18 protein-coding genes are annotated in these 18881 nt (G+C 70.7%); 2 read left to right on the plus strand and 16 right to left on the minus strand.

Translation table 11 applies throughout. From position 1 onward, the window contains the following. Nucleotides 1–24 precede the first annotated feature (24 nt). From EDF51_RS03615 to EDF51_RS03645, 7 genes are all read right to left on the minus strand, one after another. Entirely contained in the window at nucleotides 25–819 is a 795-nt protein-coding gene (locus EDF51_RS03615; RefSeq protein WP_123937769.1) for a F0F1 ATP synthase subunit delta, read from the minus strand. 2 nt (nucleotides 820–821) lie between these two features. After that, nucleotides 822–1376 carry a F0F1 ATP synthase subunit B gene (locus EDF51_RS03620; protein ID WP_123312395.1) on the minus strand — a complete coding sequence of 185 codons (555 nt, stop codon included), beginning with the start codon at nucleotides 1374–1376 and terminating at the stop codon, nucleotides 822–824. 9 nt (nucleotides 1377–1385) lie between these two features. After that, nucleotides 1386–1622, minus strand: coding sequence for an ATP synthase F0 subunit C (gene atpE, locus EDF51_RS03625; RefSeq protein ID WP_027465781.1), 237 nt, complete (start codon nucleotides 1620–1622; stop codon nucleotides 1386–1388). Nucleotides 1623–1683: 61 nt separating this feature from the next. Further along, nucleotides 1684–2496 (minus strand): F0F1 ATP synthase subunit A, encoded by an 813-nt coding sequence (gene atpB / locus EDF51_RS03630; RefSeq protein WP_111084153.1) that lies wholly within the window; start codon nucleotides 2494–2496, stop codon nucleotides 1684–1686. A 155-nt stretch (nucleotides 2497–2651) separates the two neighbouring features. Then, a complete protein-coding gene (locus tag EDF51_RS03635; RefSeq protein WP_123294279.1) occupies nucleotides 2652–3143 on the minus strand; it encodes a hypothetical protein in 492 nt (163 codons plus the stop codon). Further along, on the minus strand, nucleotides 3140–4366 hold the full coding sequence (locus EDF51_RS03640) for an MraY family glycosyltransferase (RefSeq protein ID WP_111083866.1): 1227 nt from the start codon (nucleotides 4364–4366) through the stop codon (nucleotides 3140–3142). The genes EDF51_RS03635 and EDF51_RS03640 overlap by 4 nt, the downstream gene beginning before the upstream one ends. Then, nucleotides 4363–5037, minus strand: a complete 675-nt coding sequence (locus tag EDF51_RS03645) for an L-threonylcarbamoyladenylate synthase (RefSeq protein WP_123294277.1) — start codon at nucleotides 5035–5037, stop codon at nucleotides 4363–4365. The genes EDF51_RS03640 and EDF51_RS03645 overlap by 4 nt, the downstream gene beginning before the upstream one ends. 37 nt (nucleotides 5038–5074) lie before the next feature. On the opposite strand from EDF51_RS03645, the gene EDF51_RS03650 reads away from it, so the two are divergent. Further along, a complete protein-coding gene (locus EDF51_RS03650; protein ID WP_131879678.1) occupies nucleotides 5075–5725 on the plus strand; it encodes an HAD family phosphatase in 651 nt (216 codons plus the stop codon). A gap of 126 nt (nucleotides 5726–5851) precedes the next feature. Here the strand turns inward: EDF51_RS03650 and prmC are convergent, their stop codons facing one another. The 9 genes from prmC to argS form a co-directional block, all read right to left on the minus strand. Further along, on the minus strand, nucleotides 5852–6688 hold the full coding sequence (gene prmC / locus EDF51_RS03655) for a peptide chain release factor N(5)-glutamine methyltransferase (protein ID WP_207913252.1): 837 nt from the start codon (nucleotides 6686–6688) through the stop codon (nucleotides 5852–5854). Between the two features lie 64 nt (nucleotides 6689–6752). Further along, a complete protein-coding gene (gene prfA / locus EDF51_RS03660) occupies nucleotides 6753–7835 on the minus strand; it encodes a peptide chain release factor 1 (RefSeq protein WP_123294274.1) in 1083 nt (360 codons plus the stop codon). 3 nt (nucleotides 7836–7838) lie between these two features. Then, nucleotides 7839–10136, minus strand: coding sequence for a transcription termination factor Rho (rho, locus tag EDF51_RS03665; RefSeq protein ID WP_131879680.1), 2298 nt, complete (start codon nucleotides 10134–10136; stop codon nucleotides 7839–7841). A gap of 182 nt (nucleotides 10137–10318) precedes the next feature. Beyond that, nucleotides 10319–11260 (minus strand): homoserine kinase, encoded by a 942-nt coding sequence (thrB, locus tag EDF51_RS03670; RefSeq protein WP_123294435.1) that lies wholly within the window; start codon nucleotides 11258–11260, stop codon nucleotides 10319–10321. A gap of 101 nt (nucleotides 11261–11361) precedes the next feature. After that, the gene (gene thrC, locus EDF51_RS03675) at nucleotides 11362–12441 is read right to left on the minus strand and encodes a threonine synthase (protein WP_123294272.1); all 1080 of its coding nucleotides are present in this window, start codon (nucleotides 12439–12441) and stop codon (nucleotides 11362–11364) included. A gap of 70 nt (nucleotides 12442–12511) precedes the next feature. Further along, on the minus strand, nucleotides 12512–13819 hold the full coding sequence (locus EDF51_RS03680) for a homoserine dehydrogenase (RefSeq protein ID WP_123294271.1): 1308 nt from the start codon (nucleotides 13817–13819) through the stop codon (nucleotides 12512–12514). Nucleotides 13820–13844: 25 nt separating this feature from the next. Further along, nucleotides 13845–15272, minus strand: a complete 1428-nt coding sequence (gene lysA, locus EDF51_RS03685) for a diaminopimelate decarboxylase (RefSeq protein WP_131920025.1) — start codon at nucleotides 15270–15272, stop codon at nucleotides 13845–13847. 58 nt (nucleotides 15273–15330) lie between these two features. After that, nucleotides 15331–16086 carry a DUF2993 domain-containing protein gene (locus EDF51_RS03690; RefSeq protein ID WP_123294269.1) on the minus strand — a complete coding sequence of 252 codons (756 nt, stop codon included), beginning with the start codon at nucleotides 16084–16086 and terminating at the stop codon, nucleotides 15331–15333. A gap of 199 nt (nucleotides 16087–16285) precedes the next feature. Further along, entirely contained in the window at nucleotides 16286–17956 is a 1671-nt protein-coding gene (gene argS / locus EDF51_RS03695; RefSeq protein WP_134193866.1) for an arginine--tRNA ligase, read from the minus strand. 59 nt (nucleotides 17957–18015) lie between these two features. On the opposite strand from argS, the gene EDF51_RS03700 reads away from it, so the two are divergent. Further along, nucleotides 18016–18591: a hypothetical protein gene (locus EDF51_RS03700; protein ID WP_134193868.1), complete on the plus strand. Its 576-nt coding sequence runs from the start codon at nucleotides 18016–18018 to the stop codon at nucleotides 18589–18591. Nucleotides 18592–18881: the final 290 nt, after the last annotated feature.

Consider the following 18881-nt stretch of genomic DNA (forward strand, 5'->3'; position numbering starts at 1 on the left):
GGAGGAGCGGCTTCGACCGTACGCCTAGCCGGCGAGCTGGAGCCGGAGCTCCGAGAGCCGCGTGGACACGGTGCCGTCGATGACGTCGCCGCCGATCTGCACCCGGACCCCGCCGACGACCGTGGGGTCGACGACCTGGTTGATGCTGATGTCCTTGCCGTAGCGCTCGGCCAGCCCGCGTGCGACGCGTGCCGACTGGGCGGTCGTGAGTGCCGTGGCGGTGACCACGGTCGCGACGAGCTTGCCGTCCTGCTCGGCCACGATGCGCGAGGCATCGCGGACGAGTTCACCGATGCGGCGGCCGCGAGGCTGCTGCACGAGCGCGGAGACGATGGTCACGGTCTGCTGCGACGCCTTTGGGCCGAGGAGCCGCTCGACGAGCGCGCCCTTCTGCGCCGGGCTGCCGAGCTTCGTGCCGAGTGCCAGCTCGAGCCCGGCGTCCGAACGGACAGCGGTCTCGAAGGCGAACAGCTCGGACTCGATCGGCGAGTCGGTACCCGCGGTGGCGGCGACGGCGCGGATGCCCGCGTCCTCGATGCCGGCGAGCAGGTCCTGGTGCGAGGACCAGCGCGAGCCGGCCACCGCGGTCAGGACAGCACGAGTCGCGTGCGACTGACCGGCGAAGACGCGGTCGATGAGGACCTTCTTGCCGGCCGGGTCGGCCGTCGGGTCGGACAGCAGCCCGAGCAGCTGCGGCGCACCGGCGATCGCACGCCCGGAGGCGAGGATCTCGGCACCCACGGCCAGGTCGGCGCTCGAACCGAGGTCCGAGAGCACCGCCCTGGTGGACGCGAGTGCTTCTCTGGTAGCGCTGCGCATGCTCAGTGCTCCCCCGTCTTCGTGGCCTGCGAGGCCTCGAGGTCGGCGAGGAAGCGGTCGACGACTGCCGACGACTTGGCGTCGTCCTTGAGCGATTCGCCGATCACACCGGACGCGAGGTCGAGGGCAAGGGTGCCCACCTCGGACCGGAGCGACTGGACGGCGCTCTGACGCTCGGCTTCGATCTGCGCCTGGGCGTTGGCCGTGATGCGTGCTGCATCGGCCGCTGCCTGCTCGCGGACCTCGTTACCGATCGCCGTGGCGTCGGCGCGGGCCTGCTCACGGATGCGGGACGCCTCGGAGCGGGCGTCGGCGAGCTGCTTGTTGTACTCGTCGAGCGCAGCAGCGGCCTGCTCCTGAGCAGCCTCTGCCTTCTTGATGCCACCCTCGATGGCCTCAGTGCGCTCATCGAGCATCTTCGTGATGCGCGGCGTGACGACACGCCACATCACCACGAGGATGATGAGGAAGGCCACCGCGGACCACACGATGTCGTACACCGGCGGAATGAGGGGGTTGTGCGTCTCCTCCGCCGCGATGATGAGTGCGTTGTGCATCGAGGAACCTTAGTTGGTGAAGATGAAGTACGTGGCGATGCCGATGAAGGCCAGGGCCTCGGTGAAGGCGATACCGATGTACATGAGGGTCGTCAGGCGGCCCTGGAGCTCGGGCTGGCGGGCGACGGACTCGATCGTCTTGCCGACGACGATGCCGACACCGATGGCCGGGCCGATCGCAGCGAGGCCGTAGCCAACCGTCGCGATGTTGCCGTTGATCTCCGCGAGAACGGTCGTTGCGTCCACGTGTTTTCCTTTCGAGGTGCGGGTCCGACGGTTGCCGGTCCCGTAGGGGGTCAGTGAGGAATCAGTGCTCGTCAGCCAGCGCCAGCTGGATGTAGACGGCGGTGAGGAGCATGAAGACGTAGGCCTGCAGCAGCGCGACGAGGATCTCGAAGAAGCTGAACGCGATGCCGAACGCGAGGGTCCCGACACCGAAGGCCTTGAAGCCGAGCGAAGCGTCGAAGAAGAAGAACTGCGTCGCCGAGAAGAACAGGACGAGCAGCAGGTGCCCGACGACCATGTTCATCAGGAGTCGCAGGGTGAGCGTCACCGGACGGAGCACGAAGGTCGAGACGAGCTCGATCGGCGTCACGATGATGTAGAGGAACCACGGCACCCCGGGCGGGAAGAGCGAGTTCCGGAGGAACGTGCCCGGGTGCTTGCGGAGGCCGGCGTAGATGAACGCGACGTAGGCGACGATCGCGAGGATCATCGGCATCGCGATGCGACTGGTGCCGGCGAGGTTCATGCCCGGGATCAGACCGGTCAGGTTCATGAACAGCACGCCGAAGAAGATCGTCGCCAGGAGCGGCAGGAATCGCTTGCCGTCCTTCTCTCCGAGGTTGTCGAAGGTGTTGCGACGAACGACGTCGAACGCGTACTCGATGAACGCCTGACCGCGGTTCGGGACGAGCTTCAGCGCGCGGGTTCCCACGAAGGCGAACACCAGGAGCACGGCGACGGCGAAGAAGCGGATGAGGACGACCCGATCGATCTCGAACGGCGTCCCTGCGAAGAAGATCGCATCCGGGAAGAACTCGTTGATCGACGGACCATGGAACTCGGCGGCCTTGCTGCTCCCCGCCGCAACGGTGTCAACCGCAGCAGAGAGGGACAGGGGAAGAGCGTGGGATAGCAGCGCTGTCTCCTGTGTCGGCGCGCGCACATCATGGCACGCGATGGTGGACGTTGTGGAGGCTTGCCCGCTCCGAGCGAAAGGCTCCGGTGGCGGACTCCGAGAAGCCTATCAGGTGCGAGAGGCTTCCCGGCTTCTCAGTTGCGGGGGGTCGGGTTCTCAGCGTCCGCGGAGCCACCCGACCCGTCACCGGGCAGCTGCACGCCGATCGGGATGCGGGCCTTCGCCACCGCGACGACGTCGATGACCAGGGACCCGACGACCCCCGCGATGATCACGATCGCGAGCACCGGGAAGTCCACCCAGGTACGGTCCTTCAGTGCCACCAGCAGCACGATGAACACGATGAACTTGAGCAGCCAGGTGCCCATCACGATGCCGAAGAAGGCACCCGAGATCATCTGCCCCTTGGACACCCGTAGCGCGACGAGGACACTGACCGCGGTGAGGCCGAGGAACACCACGCTGAGCACGGCTCCGAGCAGGCCGCCGACGAGCCCGGGAGTGTCGGCGACGAGCAGCCCCACGACTCCCCCGACGATCGCCAGGGCGACCGCGAGCACCGCGCCCCACGTGATGATGCGGCGGAACACCGGCCGGACGTGGTCGAGCGCGTTCGGTGCGGTCACGTGATGTCTCCTGGGATCGTGCGGTCGTTGGCGGCCCGGTCGAGCGGGTCGAGGCTGGCGTCCACCACGGCGGCGGAACGGTTGGCGGTCTGGGCGGCGATCTCGGTGCGCTTCCGGCCGAGCGGCGCGAACGTGGCGACGGCGCACACGGTGAAGCCGACCGCGACGAAGGCGACCACCCAGTACCAGTCCACGAACAGGAACAGCAGGCACCCGACCGCGACGGTGGCGGTCCACGCGTAGAAGATCAGGACGGCGTGGAAGTGCGAGTGCCCCATGTCGAGCAGACGGTGGTGCAGGTGCTTGCGGTCGGCCGAGAACGGTGACTTGCCAGCGCTGAGCCGCCGGGTGACGGCGAGGCCGAAGTCCAGGATCGGCACGATCAGGATCGCGAAGGGCAGCAGGATCGGGATGAAAGCCGGCAGCAGCGCCTGGCGTGTCTGCACCGCTGCGGGATCGATGTTGCCCGTGACCGACACGGCGCTGGTGGCCATCAGGAAGCCGACGAGCAGCGCTCCGGCGTCGCCCATGAACAGCTTCGCCGGGTGCCAGTTGAGGATGAGGAACCCGAAGCAGGAGCCGACGAGCACCGCGGTCAGCAGTGACGGCAGGTTGAAGAAGAACTCGGTCTGCACGACCACGCGGTTGATGAAGAACGTGTAGAGGAAGAACACCCCGCCGGCGATGATCGCGACCCCGGCGACCAGGCCGTCGAGTCCGTCGATGAAGTTCACCGCGTTCATCACGAGCACCACCGCCAGCACCGTGAAGATCAGGCTCATGTACGACGAGCCCACGCCCAGGGTGTTGCCGATCGGCAGCGACACGATCGCGACGCCCTGCCAGGCGAGGATGCCCGCAGCGATGATCTGCCCGGCGAGCTTCGTCATCCAGTCGAGGTCCCAGATGTCGTCCGCGACGCCGAGCACCACGATGATCGTCGCGCCCCCGAGCACCGCCAGCACGCGGCCCGGCTCGGAGAACACCAGCCGGAAGTAGTCGGTCCCCGCGATCGACGGGAACAGGAACCACGCCGCCAACAGCGACACGATGACGCCGATGTACATCGCGATCCCGCCGAGGCGCGGAGTCGGCGTGCGGTGCACGTCGCGCTCGCGGACCTGGGGGTACCACTTGTACTTCAGCCCGAGTTTCCACACCAGCACGCTGACCAGGAAGCTCACGACCGCGGCGATCGCCCCCGCCAGCAGGTAGTACTTCATCCGACGAGGTCGGCTCCGACGACCCGGATGATCTCGTCGTCGGAGATCACCCCGTGTCGGACGATGCGGAGCTTCCCGCCGTCCGACAGCCCCGTCGCGTCGACGATCGTCGAGCCGGTGGAGGCTTCGAAGCCCTCGTGCTCCCCGATCGCGCCGCCGTCCAGGTACACGGCGACGCTGTCGCCGAGCATCCGCTCAGCGGCATCGACGTCCATCGCGGCCGGGTCGCCGGTCGAGTTCGCGGACGAGACCGCGAGCGGACCGACCTCTTGCAGGAGCTCGAGCGCGATCCGCGAGTCCGGCATCCGCAGGGCGACCGTGCCCCGCGTCTCGCCGAGGTCCCAGTCGAGCGACGGCTGCGCGCGCAGGATCACGGTCAGGCCGCCGGGCCAGAACTCGGCGACGAGGTCGCGCACCTGCTGCGGCACGTCGCTCGCGAGCGCGTCGAGCGTCGGCGGGCCGGGGATCAACACCGGCGGCGGCGACTGCCGCGTCCGGCCCTTCGCGTCGAGCAACCGCTGGACGGCGGCCGCGTTGAAGGCGTCCGCGGCGAGGCCGTAGACGGTGTCGGTGGGGACGACGACGAGGTCTCCGCGCCCGAGGGCGGCACGTGCGAGCCGCATCCCGGTCAGGAGCCCGTCGGAGTCGGTGCAGTCGTATCGGGATGCCATGACTCGACGATGATAGTGCGACACAATGGAGGACATCGTGAACGAGACCCCTGCGCCCCACCTCCTGTTCCTCTTCGACATGGACGACGTCCTCGTCCGGTACGACTGGCAGGTGCGGATGGCCGCACTCTCCGAGTTCACCGGACACGAGTTCGAGGAGCTCCGACGCCGCTGGTGGGACTGCGGCCACGAGATGCGTGCCGAGGCCGGCGACTTCGCCGACGGCGACGAGTACCTCGCCGCGTTCGAGCGGGCGATGGAGTGCGACGTCCCCGAGGCCGAGTGGGCGCGCATCCGCGGGTCCGCGATGACCGAGCTGCCGGAGCGCATCGAGGCCGTCCGGATCGCGAGCGAGCACGGGCGTGTCGGCCTGCTCACCAACAACGGGCCGCTCGCGGGTCGGTGGATCCACCAGTGGGCACCGTCACTGCCGGGGCTGTTCGGCGAGCACCTGGACACGTCGAGCAACTTCGGCGCCCGCAAGCCCGAGCCCGAGGTCTTCCTCCGCGCGATGGAGCACCACGGCGTGCCCGCCGAACGCACGTTCTTCGCCGACGACATGCCGGAGAACATCGCGGGTGCCCGGAGCGTCGGCATCCATGCGGTCCTGGTCGAGCGCGACACCGACCTGCGCGAGCACGTCCGCGCCTTCGTCGCGCAGCAGCGCGAGGCCTCCCCCGTCGCCTGACCCTTCCCATCACGTTCGAGATGGCAACAAGCAACGGGCGTACCTGGTCGTTCTGAACGGCCAGGTACGCCCGTTTCCGCTCGGTACGGCACGGCATACCGACCGGGAGGCCCGGGGTGCGTCCGCCTACCGGGTCGCGGTGGTCGTGCGGTCGCGACCCGTCAGGTCGACGTGCGTCTCCGGGGTCCGGAACCCCCGGCGCGCCAGGACCTCGCGGACGCCGGCGCCCTGCGGCTCGGCGTGCTCGATGACGAGCACCCCGCCGGGCACGAGCAACCGCCACGCCGTCTCGGCCAGGGCGCGCACGGCGTCGAGGCCGTCCGGCCCGCCGTACAGCGCCATCGCGGGGTCGTGGTCGCGGACCTCGGGGTCGATCGGGATCGCGTCGTCCGGCACGTACGGCGGGTTCGACACCACCACCGAGACCGTGCCGTCGAGTTCGGGCAGCGCGTCGGCGAGGTCGCCCTCGACGAGTCGCACCGTGCCGCCGTGGGCGTCGGTGTTCCGGCGGGTCCAGAACAGGGCCTCGGGCGATCGTTCGACGGCGTACACGACGGCGTTCGGCACCTCGGTGTCCATGGCGATCGCGATGGCACCGCTCCCGGAGCCGAGGTCGACCGCGATCGGCGCCGGCACCGCGACCGCCCGGAGCGCGTCGATGCCGAACTGCACGACGCCCTCGGTCTCGGGACGGGGCACGAACACGCCGGGTCCGACCGCCAGGGTCAGTGCTCGGAAGTACGCCTGCCCGGTGATGTGCTGCAGCGGCTCGCGGGTGCTCCGTCGGGCGATCGCGTGCCGGAAGCGCTCGACGTGCTCCGGAGCGATCGCGCCGCCGGTCATCGCGCGGGCCTGTACCGCACCGCGCGAGGTGTCGGTCGCCCACGCGAGCAGCAGCTCGGCGTCGACCTGGGGCGTCGGGACGCCGGACGCGACGAGCGCCGCGGCCGCCTGCTCGAGCAGGCGATCCGCGGCGTACGTGAGGGGCGTGTCGGCGGTGATCCGGGCCTCCAGGCTGGGTGTGCGGTTACGCGTCCTGGTCGCCGATGGCGGCCAGACGTGCCTCTTCGTCCGCCTGGATGGCGGACTGGACGACGGGCTCGAGCGCACCGTTCATGACGCGGTCCAGGTCGTACGCCTTGTAGCCGGTGCGGTGGTCCGCGATCCGGTTCTCCGGGAAGTTGTACGTCCGGATGCGCTCCGAACGGTCCATCCCACGGATCTGCGACTTGCGCGCATCCGAGGCGATCGCGTCGAGCTCCTCCTGCTGCCGCGCGAGGATGCGTGCACGGAGCACGCGCATGCCGGCCTCACGGTTCTGGAGCTGCGACTTCTCGTTCTGCATCGCCACCGTGATGCCCGTGGGCAGGTGCGTGATGCGGACCGCGGAGTCCGTCGTGTTGACGGACTGCCCGCCGGGACCGGAGGACCGGTACACGTCGATCTTCAGGTCGTTCTGGTTGATCGCGACCTCTTCGGGCTCGTCGACCTCGGGGAACACCAGCACGCCGGTCGTCGAGGTGTGGATGCGCCCCTGCGACTCGGTCTGCGGCACGCGCTGCACACGGTGCACGCCGCCCTCGTACTTCAGGTGCGCCCAGACACCCTGCGACGGGTCGGTCGTGTTCGACTTGATCGCGACCTGGACGTCCTTGTAGCCACCCAGGTCGGACTCGGTGCGCTCGAGGAGCTCGACCTTCCAGCCCTTGGTCTCGGCGTAGTGCGAGTACATGCGCAGGAGGTCGGCCGCGAACAGCGCCGATTCCTCGCCGCCCTCGCCGCCCTTGATCTCCATGATCACGTCGCGCCCGTCGTCGGGGTCGCGCGGGATGAGCAGCCGGCGGAGACGCTCCTGGCGCTCCGCCAACTGCTCCTCGAGCTCGGGGACCTCGTCCGCGAACGCCGAGTCCTCACGCGCGAGCTCCTGGGCGGCGGCGAGGTCGTCCCCCGCCGCCTGCCAGGACTCGTACGCGGACTTGATCTGGTTGAGCTCGGCGTAGCGCCGGTTCACCTTCTTCGCCCGGGCCGCATCGGCGTGGAGCGCGGGGTCCGACAGCTGCTGCGTCAGGTCCTCGTGTTCCGCCAGCAGCCCTGCCACCGACTCGAACACGCGTTACTCCTGGTGACCGTTGTGGTGAGCGCCGCCGGTCGTCGGGACCGACTTCTGCACCTGCACCAGGAACTCGACGTTCGACTGCGTCTCCTTGAGGTTCCGCAGCACGATCTCGAGGGCCTGCTGCGGGTCGAGCCCGGCGAGGGCTCGGCGCAGACGCCAGGTGATCTTGACCTCGTCGGCGGAGAGCAGCTGCTCCTCGCGACGGGTGCCGGAGGCGTTGACGTCGACGGCCGGGAAGATCCGCTTGTCGGCCAGGTGACGGTTCAGGCGGAGCTCCATGTTGCCGGTGCCCTTGAACTCCTCGAAGATGACCTCGTCCATCTTGGAACCGGTCTCGACGAGCGCGGTGGCGAGGATGGTCAGCGAGCCGCCGTCCTCGATGTTGCGCGCGGCACCGAAGAAGCGCTTCGGCGGGTAGAGCGCCGCCGAGTCGACGCCACCGGAGAGCACGCGGCCCGACGCCGGGGTCGACAGGTTGTAGGCACGGCCCAGACGGGTGATCGAGTCGAGCAGCAGCACGACGTCGTGGCCCAGCTCCACCAAGCGCTTCGCACGCTCGATGGCGAGCTCGGCGACCGTGGTGTGGTCCTCGGCCGGACGGTCGAAGGTCGAGGCGATGACCTCGCCCTTCACCGTGCGCTGCATGTCGGTGACCTCTTCGGGCCGCTCGTCGACGAGGACGACCATGAGGTGCGCCTCGGGGTTGTTCTTCGCGACGGCGTTGGCGATGGCCTGCAGCACGACGGTCTTGCCGGCCTTGGGCGGCGAGACGATGAGGCCGCGCTGGCCCTTGCCGATCGGCGACACGAGGTCGATGATGCGGGTGCTCAGCTTGCCCGGCTCCGTCTCGAGGCGCAGGCGCTCGTTCGGGTACAGCGGGGTGAGGTCCGAGAAGTCGACACGGGCCGCTGCTTCTTCGGCGGTCTGGCCGTTGACCGAGTCGACGGTCACGAGCGCGTTGTACTTCTGACGGCTCTGCTGCTCGTTGTCACGGGGCTGCTTGATCGAACCGACGACGGCGTCGCCCTTGCGCAGGTGGTACTTCTTCACCTGGCCGAGGGAGACGTAGACGTCGTTCGGTCCGGGCAGGTAGCCGGTGGTGCGGACGAACGCGTAGTTGTCGAGGACGTCGAGGATGCCCGCGATCGGGATCAGGACGTCGTCCTCGGTGACCTCGGGCTCGAAGTCGTCGTTCTGGCCGCCACGGCCGCGCTTGCGGTCACGCTGGCGACGGCTGCGGCCGCCCTCGGTGTCGTCGGCGTTCTGCTGGGCCTGCTGGCCCTGCTTCTGCTGACCGTTCTGCTTCTGCTGGTTGGCCGCCTGCTGCTTCTGCTCGGCGCGGTCGTCCTGCTTCGCGTCGCGCTGCTTGGAGTCGCCCTGCTTCGCGTCGGCCTGCTTGGCGTCGGCCTGCTTCTGCTGGTCGCCGCCGTTCTGCTTCTGCTGGCCGCCCTGCTGGTGCTGCTGGCCGTCCTGCTGCTCGCCGTTCTGCTCGCCGTTCTCGGCGTTCTGCCCACGCCCACGACCACGACCACGGCTGCGACGGCCGCGACGCGAACCACCCTCACCGTTCTGGTCGTTCTGGTCGTGCTGCTCGCCGAAGTCGGCGGCACCGGACTGGTCCTGCGACTCGCCGTCGGTGCTCTGCTGCTCGGTCCGCGCCTGCTGTTCGGTCCGCGCCTGCTGCTCGGTGCGGGCCTGCTGGTCGGTCTGAGCGGGTGCCGAGGTCGGCGTCTGCTGGTCGGCCGACTCGTTCGGCTGCTGGGCCTGCTGGTCGGCACCGCGCTGGCCGCGGCCGCGACGCTGCCCACCGGTCTGCGTCTGGGCGGCTTCCTGGGCGTCCTTCTCGGCACGCACCTGGTCGAGGCCCGCGAGCAGGTCCTCGGTGCCGGTGTGGCCGGCGTTGGTGTGCTCGGCGGCCGAGGTCGGGCCGGCGTTCACGGTGCCACCGGACGACGCGCGGCGCGAACGGCGGGCACGCGACGGCGCGGCCGGCTCGGACTCGACGGCGGGTGCCTCGGGGTCGGCGACCGGAGCGATCGGTGCCTCGGCTCCGGGCTCCGGCAGCGTCGGCTGCTCGGTCACCGGCGCCGCGGCGGGGGTCGTGGCGGGCGCTGCCGCAGCGGGGACGTCGTCCGTGACGGGGCGCTTGTCCTCGATGGAGGCGATGAGGTCGCCCTTGCGGAGCTTGGAGAGCCCGGTGATGCCGAGCGAGGAGGCGATGCGCTGGAGTTCCGGCAGGCGGAGGGCGCGCAGGTCGCTGGGGATCTCCACCGGGGCGGAGTTGTTGTCGGTCAAGGTCGGTGTTTCCTTTCGAACCGCAGAACGCGGAGAGTTTCCACCGTCCCGGATGCACGGGTATGCATCGACCGCCGTTCAGACGACGGACCGGGATTCGGTGATCAGAAAGAGATGCACACCCGCGCGCCGGACCCTGCGACGTCGCAGGCGCTGTCCTTGAGGACGGGCATACCGTGCGGTTACGCGGGTTCGGCTTCGAGCGCCGAGTGCGCCACCACTGTAGCACCACCGAGATCGACGGCCAGCATGAGCGCGCGCCAGTCGGATTCCCCGTGTCGGGCGACGAGATCCGCGGCCGTGAGCCGTTGTGCCGGGTCGCTGCCGAGCACGAGCAGGCTCGGTCCCGCCCCGGACACGACGGCCGCGAGGCCGTGCTGCCGGAGCAGGCCGATCAGTGCGTCGGTCTCCGGCATCGCGCTCGCCCGGTACGCCTGGTGCAGGCGGTCCTCGGTCGCGGCGAGCAGGAGCTCGGGGCTCTGGATGAGCGCGGCGACGAGCAGCGCGGAACGGGAGACGTTGAACGCGGCGTCGGCGTGCGGGACGTTCTCGGGCTGCAGGGAGCGGGCGAGCTTCGTCGACAGCGTGGACGTCGGCACGAACACGACCGGTGCGACGCCGCGGTGCACCAGGAGGCGCTTGTACGCGGGTCCCTCGGCCGTCATCCACGCGATGGTGAGCCCACCGAAGAGTGCGGGGGCGACGTTGTCCGGGTGCCCCTCCATCTCGGTGGCCAGGCTGAGCAGGGTCGAGGCGTCCAGGTCGACGATGCCCTCGAGCAGCCCGCGGGCCGCCATCAGGCCGGCGACGATCGCGGCCGCCGAGGAACCGAGCCCGCGGCCGTGCGGGATCGCGTTCGTGGCGTGCAGCTCGAGGCCGGGCTGGTCGACGCCGGCGTGCTCGAGGCCGCGGCGGACGGCGCGCACGACCAGGTTCGTGTCGTCGGTGGCGACCTCGCCGGCACCGACGCCCTGCACCGTGACGGTGGCGCCGGCTTCCGGTCGGACCCGGACGACGACCTCGTCGTACAGCGAGAGCGCGAGACCGAGCGAGTCGAACCCCGGGCCGAGGTTCGCGGACGTCGCCGGCACGCGGACGCGCACGGCCCGTCCGGCGGGCAACACGTGGGCCGCCCGCCCGGCGGGCACAGCGTGGACCGCCCGTCCGGCCGGTACAGCACTGTGGGCGGTGACGCCCTCCCCCGGTCCGGACGAGCGGTCGGGGCTCACTGCGCCGCGACCAGTCCGAGCACGTCCGCGATCGACTTGGTGTCGACCGGCACGCTCGTCGGGGTGACCTCGCTGCCGTCCTCGGTGCGCAGGGCCCACTGCGGGTCCTTCAGGCCGTGGCCGGTGACGGTGATGACGACCTTCGCGCCCTTCGGCACGACGCCGGCGTCGGCGCGCTCGAGCAGCCCGGCGACACCGATGGCCGACGCGGGCTCGACGAAGACGCCGACCTCGGCCGACAGGATGTGGTGCGCGGCGAGGATCGCCTCGTCCGAGATCGCGCCGAAGTAGCCGTCGGTCTCGTCGCGGGCCTCGAGGGCGAACTGCCACGAGGCCGGGTTGCCGATGCGGATCGCGGAGGCGATGGTGTCGGGGTTCTTGACGACCTCGCCACGGACGATCGGTGCGGAACCGGCGGCCTGGAACCCGAACATGCGCGGGAGCTTCGTCGTGCGACCGGCGGCCACGTCCTCGCGGTAGCCACGGGAGTACGCGGTGTAGTTGCCCGCGTTGCCGACCGGCAGGAAGTGGAAGTCCGGGGCGTCGCCGAGGACGTCGACGACCTCGAACGCAGCGGTCTTCTGACCCTCGATGCGGTCGTTGTTGACCGAGTTGACGAGGTGCACCGGGTAGTTCGCCGCCAGGTCGCGGGCGATGTCGAGGCAGTCGTCGAAGTTGCCCTGGACCTGCAGCAGCTGGGCGTCGTGGGCGACGGCCTGGCTGAGCTTGCCCATGGCGATCTTGCCCTCGGGCACGAGCACCGCGGCGGTGATGCCGGCGTGCGTGGCGTACGCGGCGGCCGAGGCGCTGGTGTTGCCGGTCGAGGCGCAGATGACGGCCTTCGCGCCGTGCTCGACGGCCTTCGAGATCGCCATCGTCATGCCGCGGTCCTTGAAGGACCCGGTCGGGTTCATGCCCTCGAACTTGACGTAGACCTCGGCGCCGGTGCGCTCGGAGAGCCGACGAGCCGGGATGAGGGGCGTGCCGCCCTCGCCGAGCGTGACGATCGGCGTCGCCTCGGTCACGTCGAGTCGGTCGGCGTACTCGCGCAGGACTCCCTGCCACTGGTGGGCCATCAGGCTTCTCTCTCTGTCCGGTGGGTCGGTCTGGTGGTGGTTCGCGGTCGGCCTGGAGGCCCGTGGTGCGTCAGGCGCCGACGAAGCGCAGGACGCTGGTCACGTCCAGGACCACGTCTTCGCCGCGGAGCGTGCGGACGGTGTCCGCCAGGTCGGCTTCGCGCGCCAGGTGCGTGCCGATGACGAGCGCTGCCGTCCCCTCGGAGGCACCCGTGGTGGTCTGCTCGACGGTCTCGACGCTCACGCCGTGCTTCGCGAGCACGCCGGCGACCGTCGACAGCACGCCGGGAGCGTCCGTGACGTGCAGGGTGATCTGGTAGCGCGTGCGCACGGTGCCGATCGGGAAGACGGGCAGGTCCGACTGGGTCGACTCCGCGACACCCGGGCCGCCGATGACGTGCCGACGTGCGGCGGACACCAGGTCGCCGAGGACGGCGGACGCGGTCTCGACACCACCGGCACCGGCGCCGTAGAACATGAGGTCGCCCGCGGCCTCGGCCTCGACGAACACGGCGTTCTTCGCGCCGTGCACGCTCGCCAGGGGGTGCGACTCCGGCACGAGGGCCGGGTAGACGCGGGCGCTGACGCCCTCGCGGCCGTCCTCGTCGGTCAGTCGCTCGGCGGTCGCCAGGATCTTCACGACGTAGCCGGCCTTGCGCGCGGCGCGGACCTGCTCGATGGTCACCGAGGTGATGCCCTCGCGGTGCACGGCAGCGAGCGGCACCGAGGTGTGGAACGCCAGCGAGGCCAGGATCGCGGCCTTCTGCGCGGCGTCGTAGCCCTCGATGTCGGCGGTCGGGTCGGCCTCGGCGTACCCGAGCTCGGTCGCGGTCGCCAGGGCGTCCTCGAACGTCGCGCCCTCGCGGTCCATCAGGTCGAGGATGAAGTTCGTGGTGCCGTTGACGATGCCCATGATCCGCTCGATGCGGTCCCCGGCGAGCGAGTCGTGCAGCGGTCGGATGATCGGGATCGCTCCGGCGACGGCGGCCTCGTAGTACAGCTGCGCACCGACCTGCTCGGCCACCGCGAAGAGCTCCGGACCGTGGGTCGCGAGGAGCGCCTTGTTGCCGGTCACGACGTCCGCGCCGGACTGCAGCGCCTGCAGCACGAGCGTGCGCGCGGGCTCGATGCCACCGATCAGCTCGACGACGATGTCGGCACCGAGGATGAGCGACTCGGCGTCGGTCGTGTAGAGGTCCTTCGGCAGGTCGACGTCGCGCGGGGCGTCGACGTCGCGCACGGCGATCCCGACGAGTTCGAGGCCGGCACCGGCGCGCGAGGCGAGTTCGTCGGCGTGCTCGAGCAGGAGCCGCGCGACCTGGGACCCGACCGAGCCGGCCCCGAGCAGCGCGACGCGGACGTTGCGGTATTCGATCATCTGGAGTTGGTTCCTGTTCGTCGGGTCAGCGACCGGTGCCGGCGTGGGGCACGGGGCGGACCCCGGTGTCGCGGGCGAGGAGGTCGTCGATCGACTCGCCCCGCACGAGGATACGGGTTGTGCCGTCCGCCACGGCGACGACCGGCGGGCGGCCCACGTGGTTGTAGTTGCTCGACAGCGCCCAGCAGTACGCCCCGGTGGCTGCGACGGCGAGCAGGTCCCCCCGCTGGACGTCACCCGGCAGGTACTCGTCGTTGACCACGATGTCCCCGCTCTCGCAGTGCTTCCCGACGACGCGGGTGAGGACGGCCGGCGCCTCGGACGTCCGGGCGAGGCGAGCGGTGTAGTCGGCGCCGTACAGGGCAGGACGGGCGTTGTCGCTCATGCCGCCGTCGACGGACACGTAGGTGCGGGTGGCGTGGCCGGTGTCCGCGTCGCCGGTCTCGAGGGTGACGGGCTTGATCGTGCCGACGCGGTAGAGCGTGATGCCCGCCGGCCCGACGATGTAGCGACCGGGCTCGACGGCGACCTCGGGCACCGGGATGTCCCGCTCGGCGCAGGCCTCGGCGATGATCGCGGCGAGGGCGTCGGCGACGTCCTCGGGAGCGAAGGCGGAGTCGGCCTCGGTGTAGTCGATGCCCCAGCCGCCGCCGAGGTTCAGCTCGGGCACCGGACCGGTCTCGACGAGGGTGGCGTGCACGTCCATCAGGCGTCGAGCGGCTTCGCGGAACCCGGACTCGTCGAAGATCTGCGACCCGATGTGCGAGTGCAGCCCGACGAACACGAGCGACGACTCGGCGCGCACCGCCTCGGCCGCGGCGACGGCCTCGGTGAGCGGGATGCCGAACTTCTGGTCCTCGCGCGCGGTCGCCAGGTACTCGTGAGTGGACGCGTGGACGCCGCTGTTGATGCGGATCCGGACGCGCTGCACGACCCCGGCGTCGGCAGCGGCACGGGCGACGCGCTGGACCTCCTCGTGGCTGTCGAGCACGATCGTGCCCACGCCGACCTCGACCGCGCGGGCGATCTCGGCGTCGGACTTGTCGTTGCCGTGGAAGCCGAGCATCGCCGGGTCGATGCCCGCAGCCAGGGCGACCGCGAGCTCCCCGCCGGTGCAGACGTCCACACGCAGGTCGGCCTCGGCCATCCACGCCACGACCTGCGTCGTCAGGAACGCCTTGCCGGCGTAGTAGACGTGCGCCCGGGTGCCGATGCCCTCGAAGGCCTCGGTGAACGCGTTCCGCACCCGGACCGCACGCGACTGCACGTCACGCTCGTCGACGACGTACAGCGGAGTGCCGTACTGCCGGACGAGGTCCGTCGCGGTGACACCGCCGACCGCCAGGTCGCCGTCGTCGGTCCGCGTCGCGGACGCGGGCCAGATCCGGTCCACCAGCTCGGAGGCGTCCGTCGGGAACCGCAGTCGCGGCGGTGCAAGGGGGTTCTCGCTCACGGGACCCGATCCTACCGACGCGGGGCGGGCCTCCCGTCCGTGTGACGCAGCCACGGGATCAGCCGCAGCTGCCGACCGTCTGCAGGCCCTGCTCGTTGAGCGGTAGCGCGTCCGCGGTGACGCGGACCGTCGCGTCGGCCTTCGAGACGTCGAGCGAGCGCACGCGGAGCGCCTCGGGCAGGAACTGCGCCGTGCAGACCTGCACCGGCACGTTCGTGACGCCGGGGATCGAGTCCACCTTGAGGCCGAGGTCGGAGTTCGTGATCCGCACGCTCTTCGGGGTGATCGTGATGCCGCGGCCGTCGTCCTGCGCGACCACGTCGCCCTTCGCCGCGTAGGTGATGTCGTAGCCGAGCACCGCCGTGGAACCGGACAGCTCGACGCCGCCGTCCACCAGGGACAACCGGTCGAACAGCGGGCTGTACTTCGACAGGTCCTTCACGCTCGACGACGCCAACGTGACCGTGCCGTCGACGTCGTGCACGTCGCCCTTGCCGTCCACGGGGACGTCCTTCGCGGTGACGTCGGCGGCGAGCGGGATGCCGTCGACGGTGAGCTTCTCGGACGTGATCTCGACCTGGTCGAGGGTGCCGCCGATCAGCTGCGGGATGACGATGCCGTCGGCGTGCGCCTCGACCTGGCCCGTCGTGCCGTCGGGCAGCGACTGCTCGACCTGCTGGGCGATGATGCGGTCGACGACCCCGCGGAGCACGAACTCGGCGATCACGACGAGGGCGGCGAGCACGACGACGACCACGAGCAGGACGACGGGCCAGCGGCGGCGCTTGCGGGGGCGTTCGGTGGCGGCGGACATGCGTCCCACCCTGCCAGGTGGTCCCGTCAGCCTGCCTGGAGGCGCGGGGTGCGTCCGGTGGGCGGGCGCGGCGCGCGGGGCGGTAGCGCACTCGATCGCGCCCCGCCACGGTCATCGCGCCCGCGCACACCGGGGCGCGATGACCGTCCGGGGGCGCGCCTCGACAACGGAGCGGCCGTCTGCTCGCGCCGCCGCTCCGCTACATGCGGGACGGAGCGCTCACGCCGAGCAGGCCGAGGCCGTTGCGGACGACCTGGCCGGTGGCGTCGTTCAGCCACAGGCGCGTGCGGTGCAGGTCGGTGACCGGCTCGTCGCCGAGCGGGGTCACGCGGCAGGCGTCGTACCAGCGGTGGTACAGGCCCGCGAGCTGCTCGATGTACCGGGCGATGCGGTGCGGCTCGCGGAGCTCCGCGGCGTGGCGCACCACGCGCGGGTACTCGGCGAGGGCGCCGAGCAGCGCACCCTCGGAGTCGTGCGTCAACAGCGAGGCGTCGAACACGGAGCGGTCGACCCCGGCGGCCTCGGCGTTGCGGGCCACGGACTGGGTGCGTGCGTGGGCGTACTGCACGTAGAAGACCGGGTTGTCGTTCGTCCGCTTCGTGAGCAGGTCGAGGTCGATGTCGATCGCGGTGTCGCTGGCGAACCGGACGAGCGAGTACCGGCCGGCGTCGACGCCCACCGCGTCGACGAGGTCCTCCATCGTGACGATGGTGCCGTTGCGCTTGGACATGCGCATGGGCTCGCCGTCCTTGAGCAGGTTGACCATCTGCCCGATCAGGATCTCGAGGTTCGTGCCCGGCTCGTCGCCGAACGCGGCGCACATCGCCATCATCCGGCCGACGTAGCCGTGGTGGTCCGCACCGAGCATGATCAGGTTGCGCTCGAAGCCACGCTCGCGCTTGTCGAGGTAGTACGCCAGGTCGCCGGCGATGTACGCGGGCTCGCCGTCGGACTTGATGACCACGCGGTCGCGGTCGTCGCCGAAGTCGGTCGTGCGGAGCCACTCGGCACCCTCGGCCTCGTACATCACGCCCGCCGAACGCAGCCGGGCGATGGCGCGCTCGACGGCCTTCGACTCGTGCAGGGCGTTCTCGTGGAAGTAGACGTCGAAGTCCACGCCGAAGTCGTGCAGCGACGACTTGATGTCCGCGAACATGAAGTCGACGCCCTCGCGCCGGAAGAGTTCCTGCGCCTCGTCGCGCGGCAGGTCCTTCACGTCGACCGAGGGGTCGAGCGTCGCGATGACGCGGGCCGCGATCTCGGCGATGTACGCACCGCCGTAGCCGTCCTCCGGCGTGGGCTCACCGAGCGCCGACGCGACGAGCGAGCGGGCGAAGCGGTCGATCTGCGCGCCGTGGTCGTTGAAGTAGTACTCGCGGGTGACGAGGCCGCCCTGCGCCTGGAACACGCGGGCCAGGCTGTCGCCGACCGCCGCCCAGCGCACGCCGCCCATGTGGATCGGGCCGGTCGGGTTCGCCGACACGAACTCCAGGTTGATCCGGACGCCGTCGTACAGGTCGCCGTGCCCGAAGGCGTCGCCGCCCTCGACGATCGTGCGGGCGATCTCACCGGCCGCTGCGGCCTCGAGCGTGATGTTGATGAACCCCGGGCCGGCGACGTCGACCGAGGCCACGCCGTCGAGCTCGGTCAGCTCGCCGGCGATCTCCGTCGCGAGCTCGCGCGGGTTCGTGCCGATGCGCTTCGCGAGCTGCATGGCGGCGTTCGAGGCCCAGTCGCCGTGCGCACGGTCCTTCGGTCGCTCGAGCACCACGTGGGAGTCCCCGATCGTCACGGTCTCGGACGCGCCTCGTCGCTCGACGATCCCGGTCAGGATCGACAGGTACGCGGCGGAGAGTTCGGCAGGAGTCACGGCGGACGAGTCTACCGGGACACCCAGGTGCACGCCGGACGATGGGCCATCATGTCGGGATGACCACCCGAAGCCGTGCCCGGGCGTGCTCCGTCGCCGTCGTCACCGCCGCAGCAGCACTCGCGTTGTCGGCCTGCTCGGGCGGCGGGGACAGCCACCCGACGCCCAGCCCGACCCCGGTCGGCAAGACGGTGTCGCAGACCTGCGCCGAGTTCCTGCCGACCGAGGCCCTGTCGGTGTACGGGACGACCTTCGCGCTCGACGGCTCCTTCACCCCCGCGAAGGGCTCCCCCGCCGCCACGATCGCGAAGCAGCGGGGCCGCGTCTGCCAGTTCGTCGCCACCGACGACGACACCGAGACGATCACCCTGGCTGTCGCCGACCTGCCTGAGAAGTCGCTCACGAACCTGAAGGACGCCCTGTACGACCGGGGCGGATCGGTCCCCACCTACCGCGTCGAGGGCTACTTCGCGCTGAACGACGGCATCGGCCGCGCGGACGCCTTCGCCGACCCGTACTGGATCACCACGCAGTCGACGCTGTTCACGGAGCCCGGCGGCGCACAGCCCGTCGTCGACGCGGTGCGCGCAGCGCTGCAGCCGTCGGCGACGGCGACGGCGACGCCCGCGGGCTGACGCGACCGCGCACGGTGCCGGGTCCGCCGCCCGGTGCGAGGTTGCGCGCCTGGTGCGCGCTTGCAGCGCCGCACGGAGCGCGCAACGCCGCACGGGCCCGCGACGCGCGCACGGTGCGGACGGGAGGCGCGTGGCGGGCCCGCACCGTGCCTCCCGTCCGACGGCCACCACGCACAGTGCCGGGCCCGCCACCCGGTGCGAGGTTGCACGCTTGGTGCGCGCTCACAAAGCCGCACGGAACACGGAACCTCGCACCGGCCCGCAACGGACGCACGGTGCGGACGGGAGGC

The sequence above is a fragment of the Curtobacterium sp. PhB25 genome (assembly GCF_004365375.1).
GTDB lineage: Bacteria > Actinomycetota > Actinomycetes > Actinomycetales > Microbacteriaceae > Curtobacterium.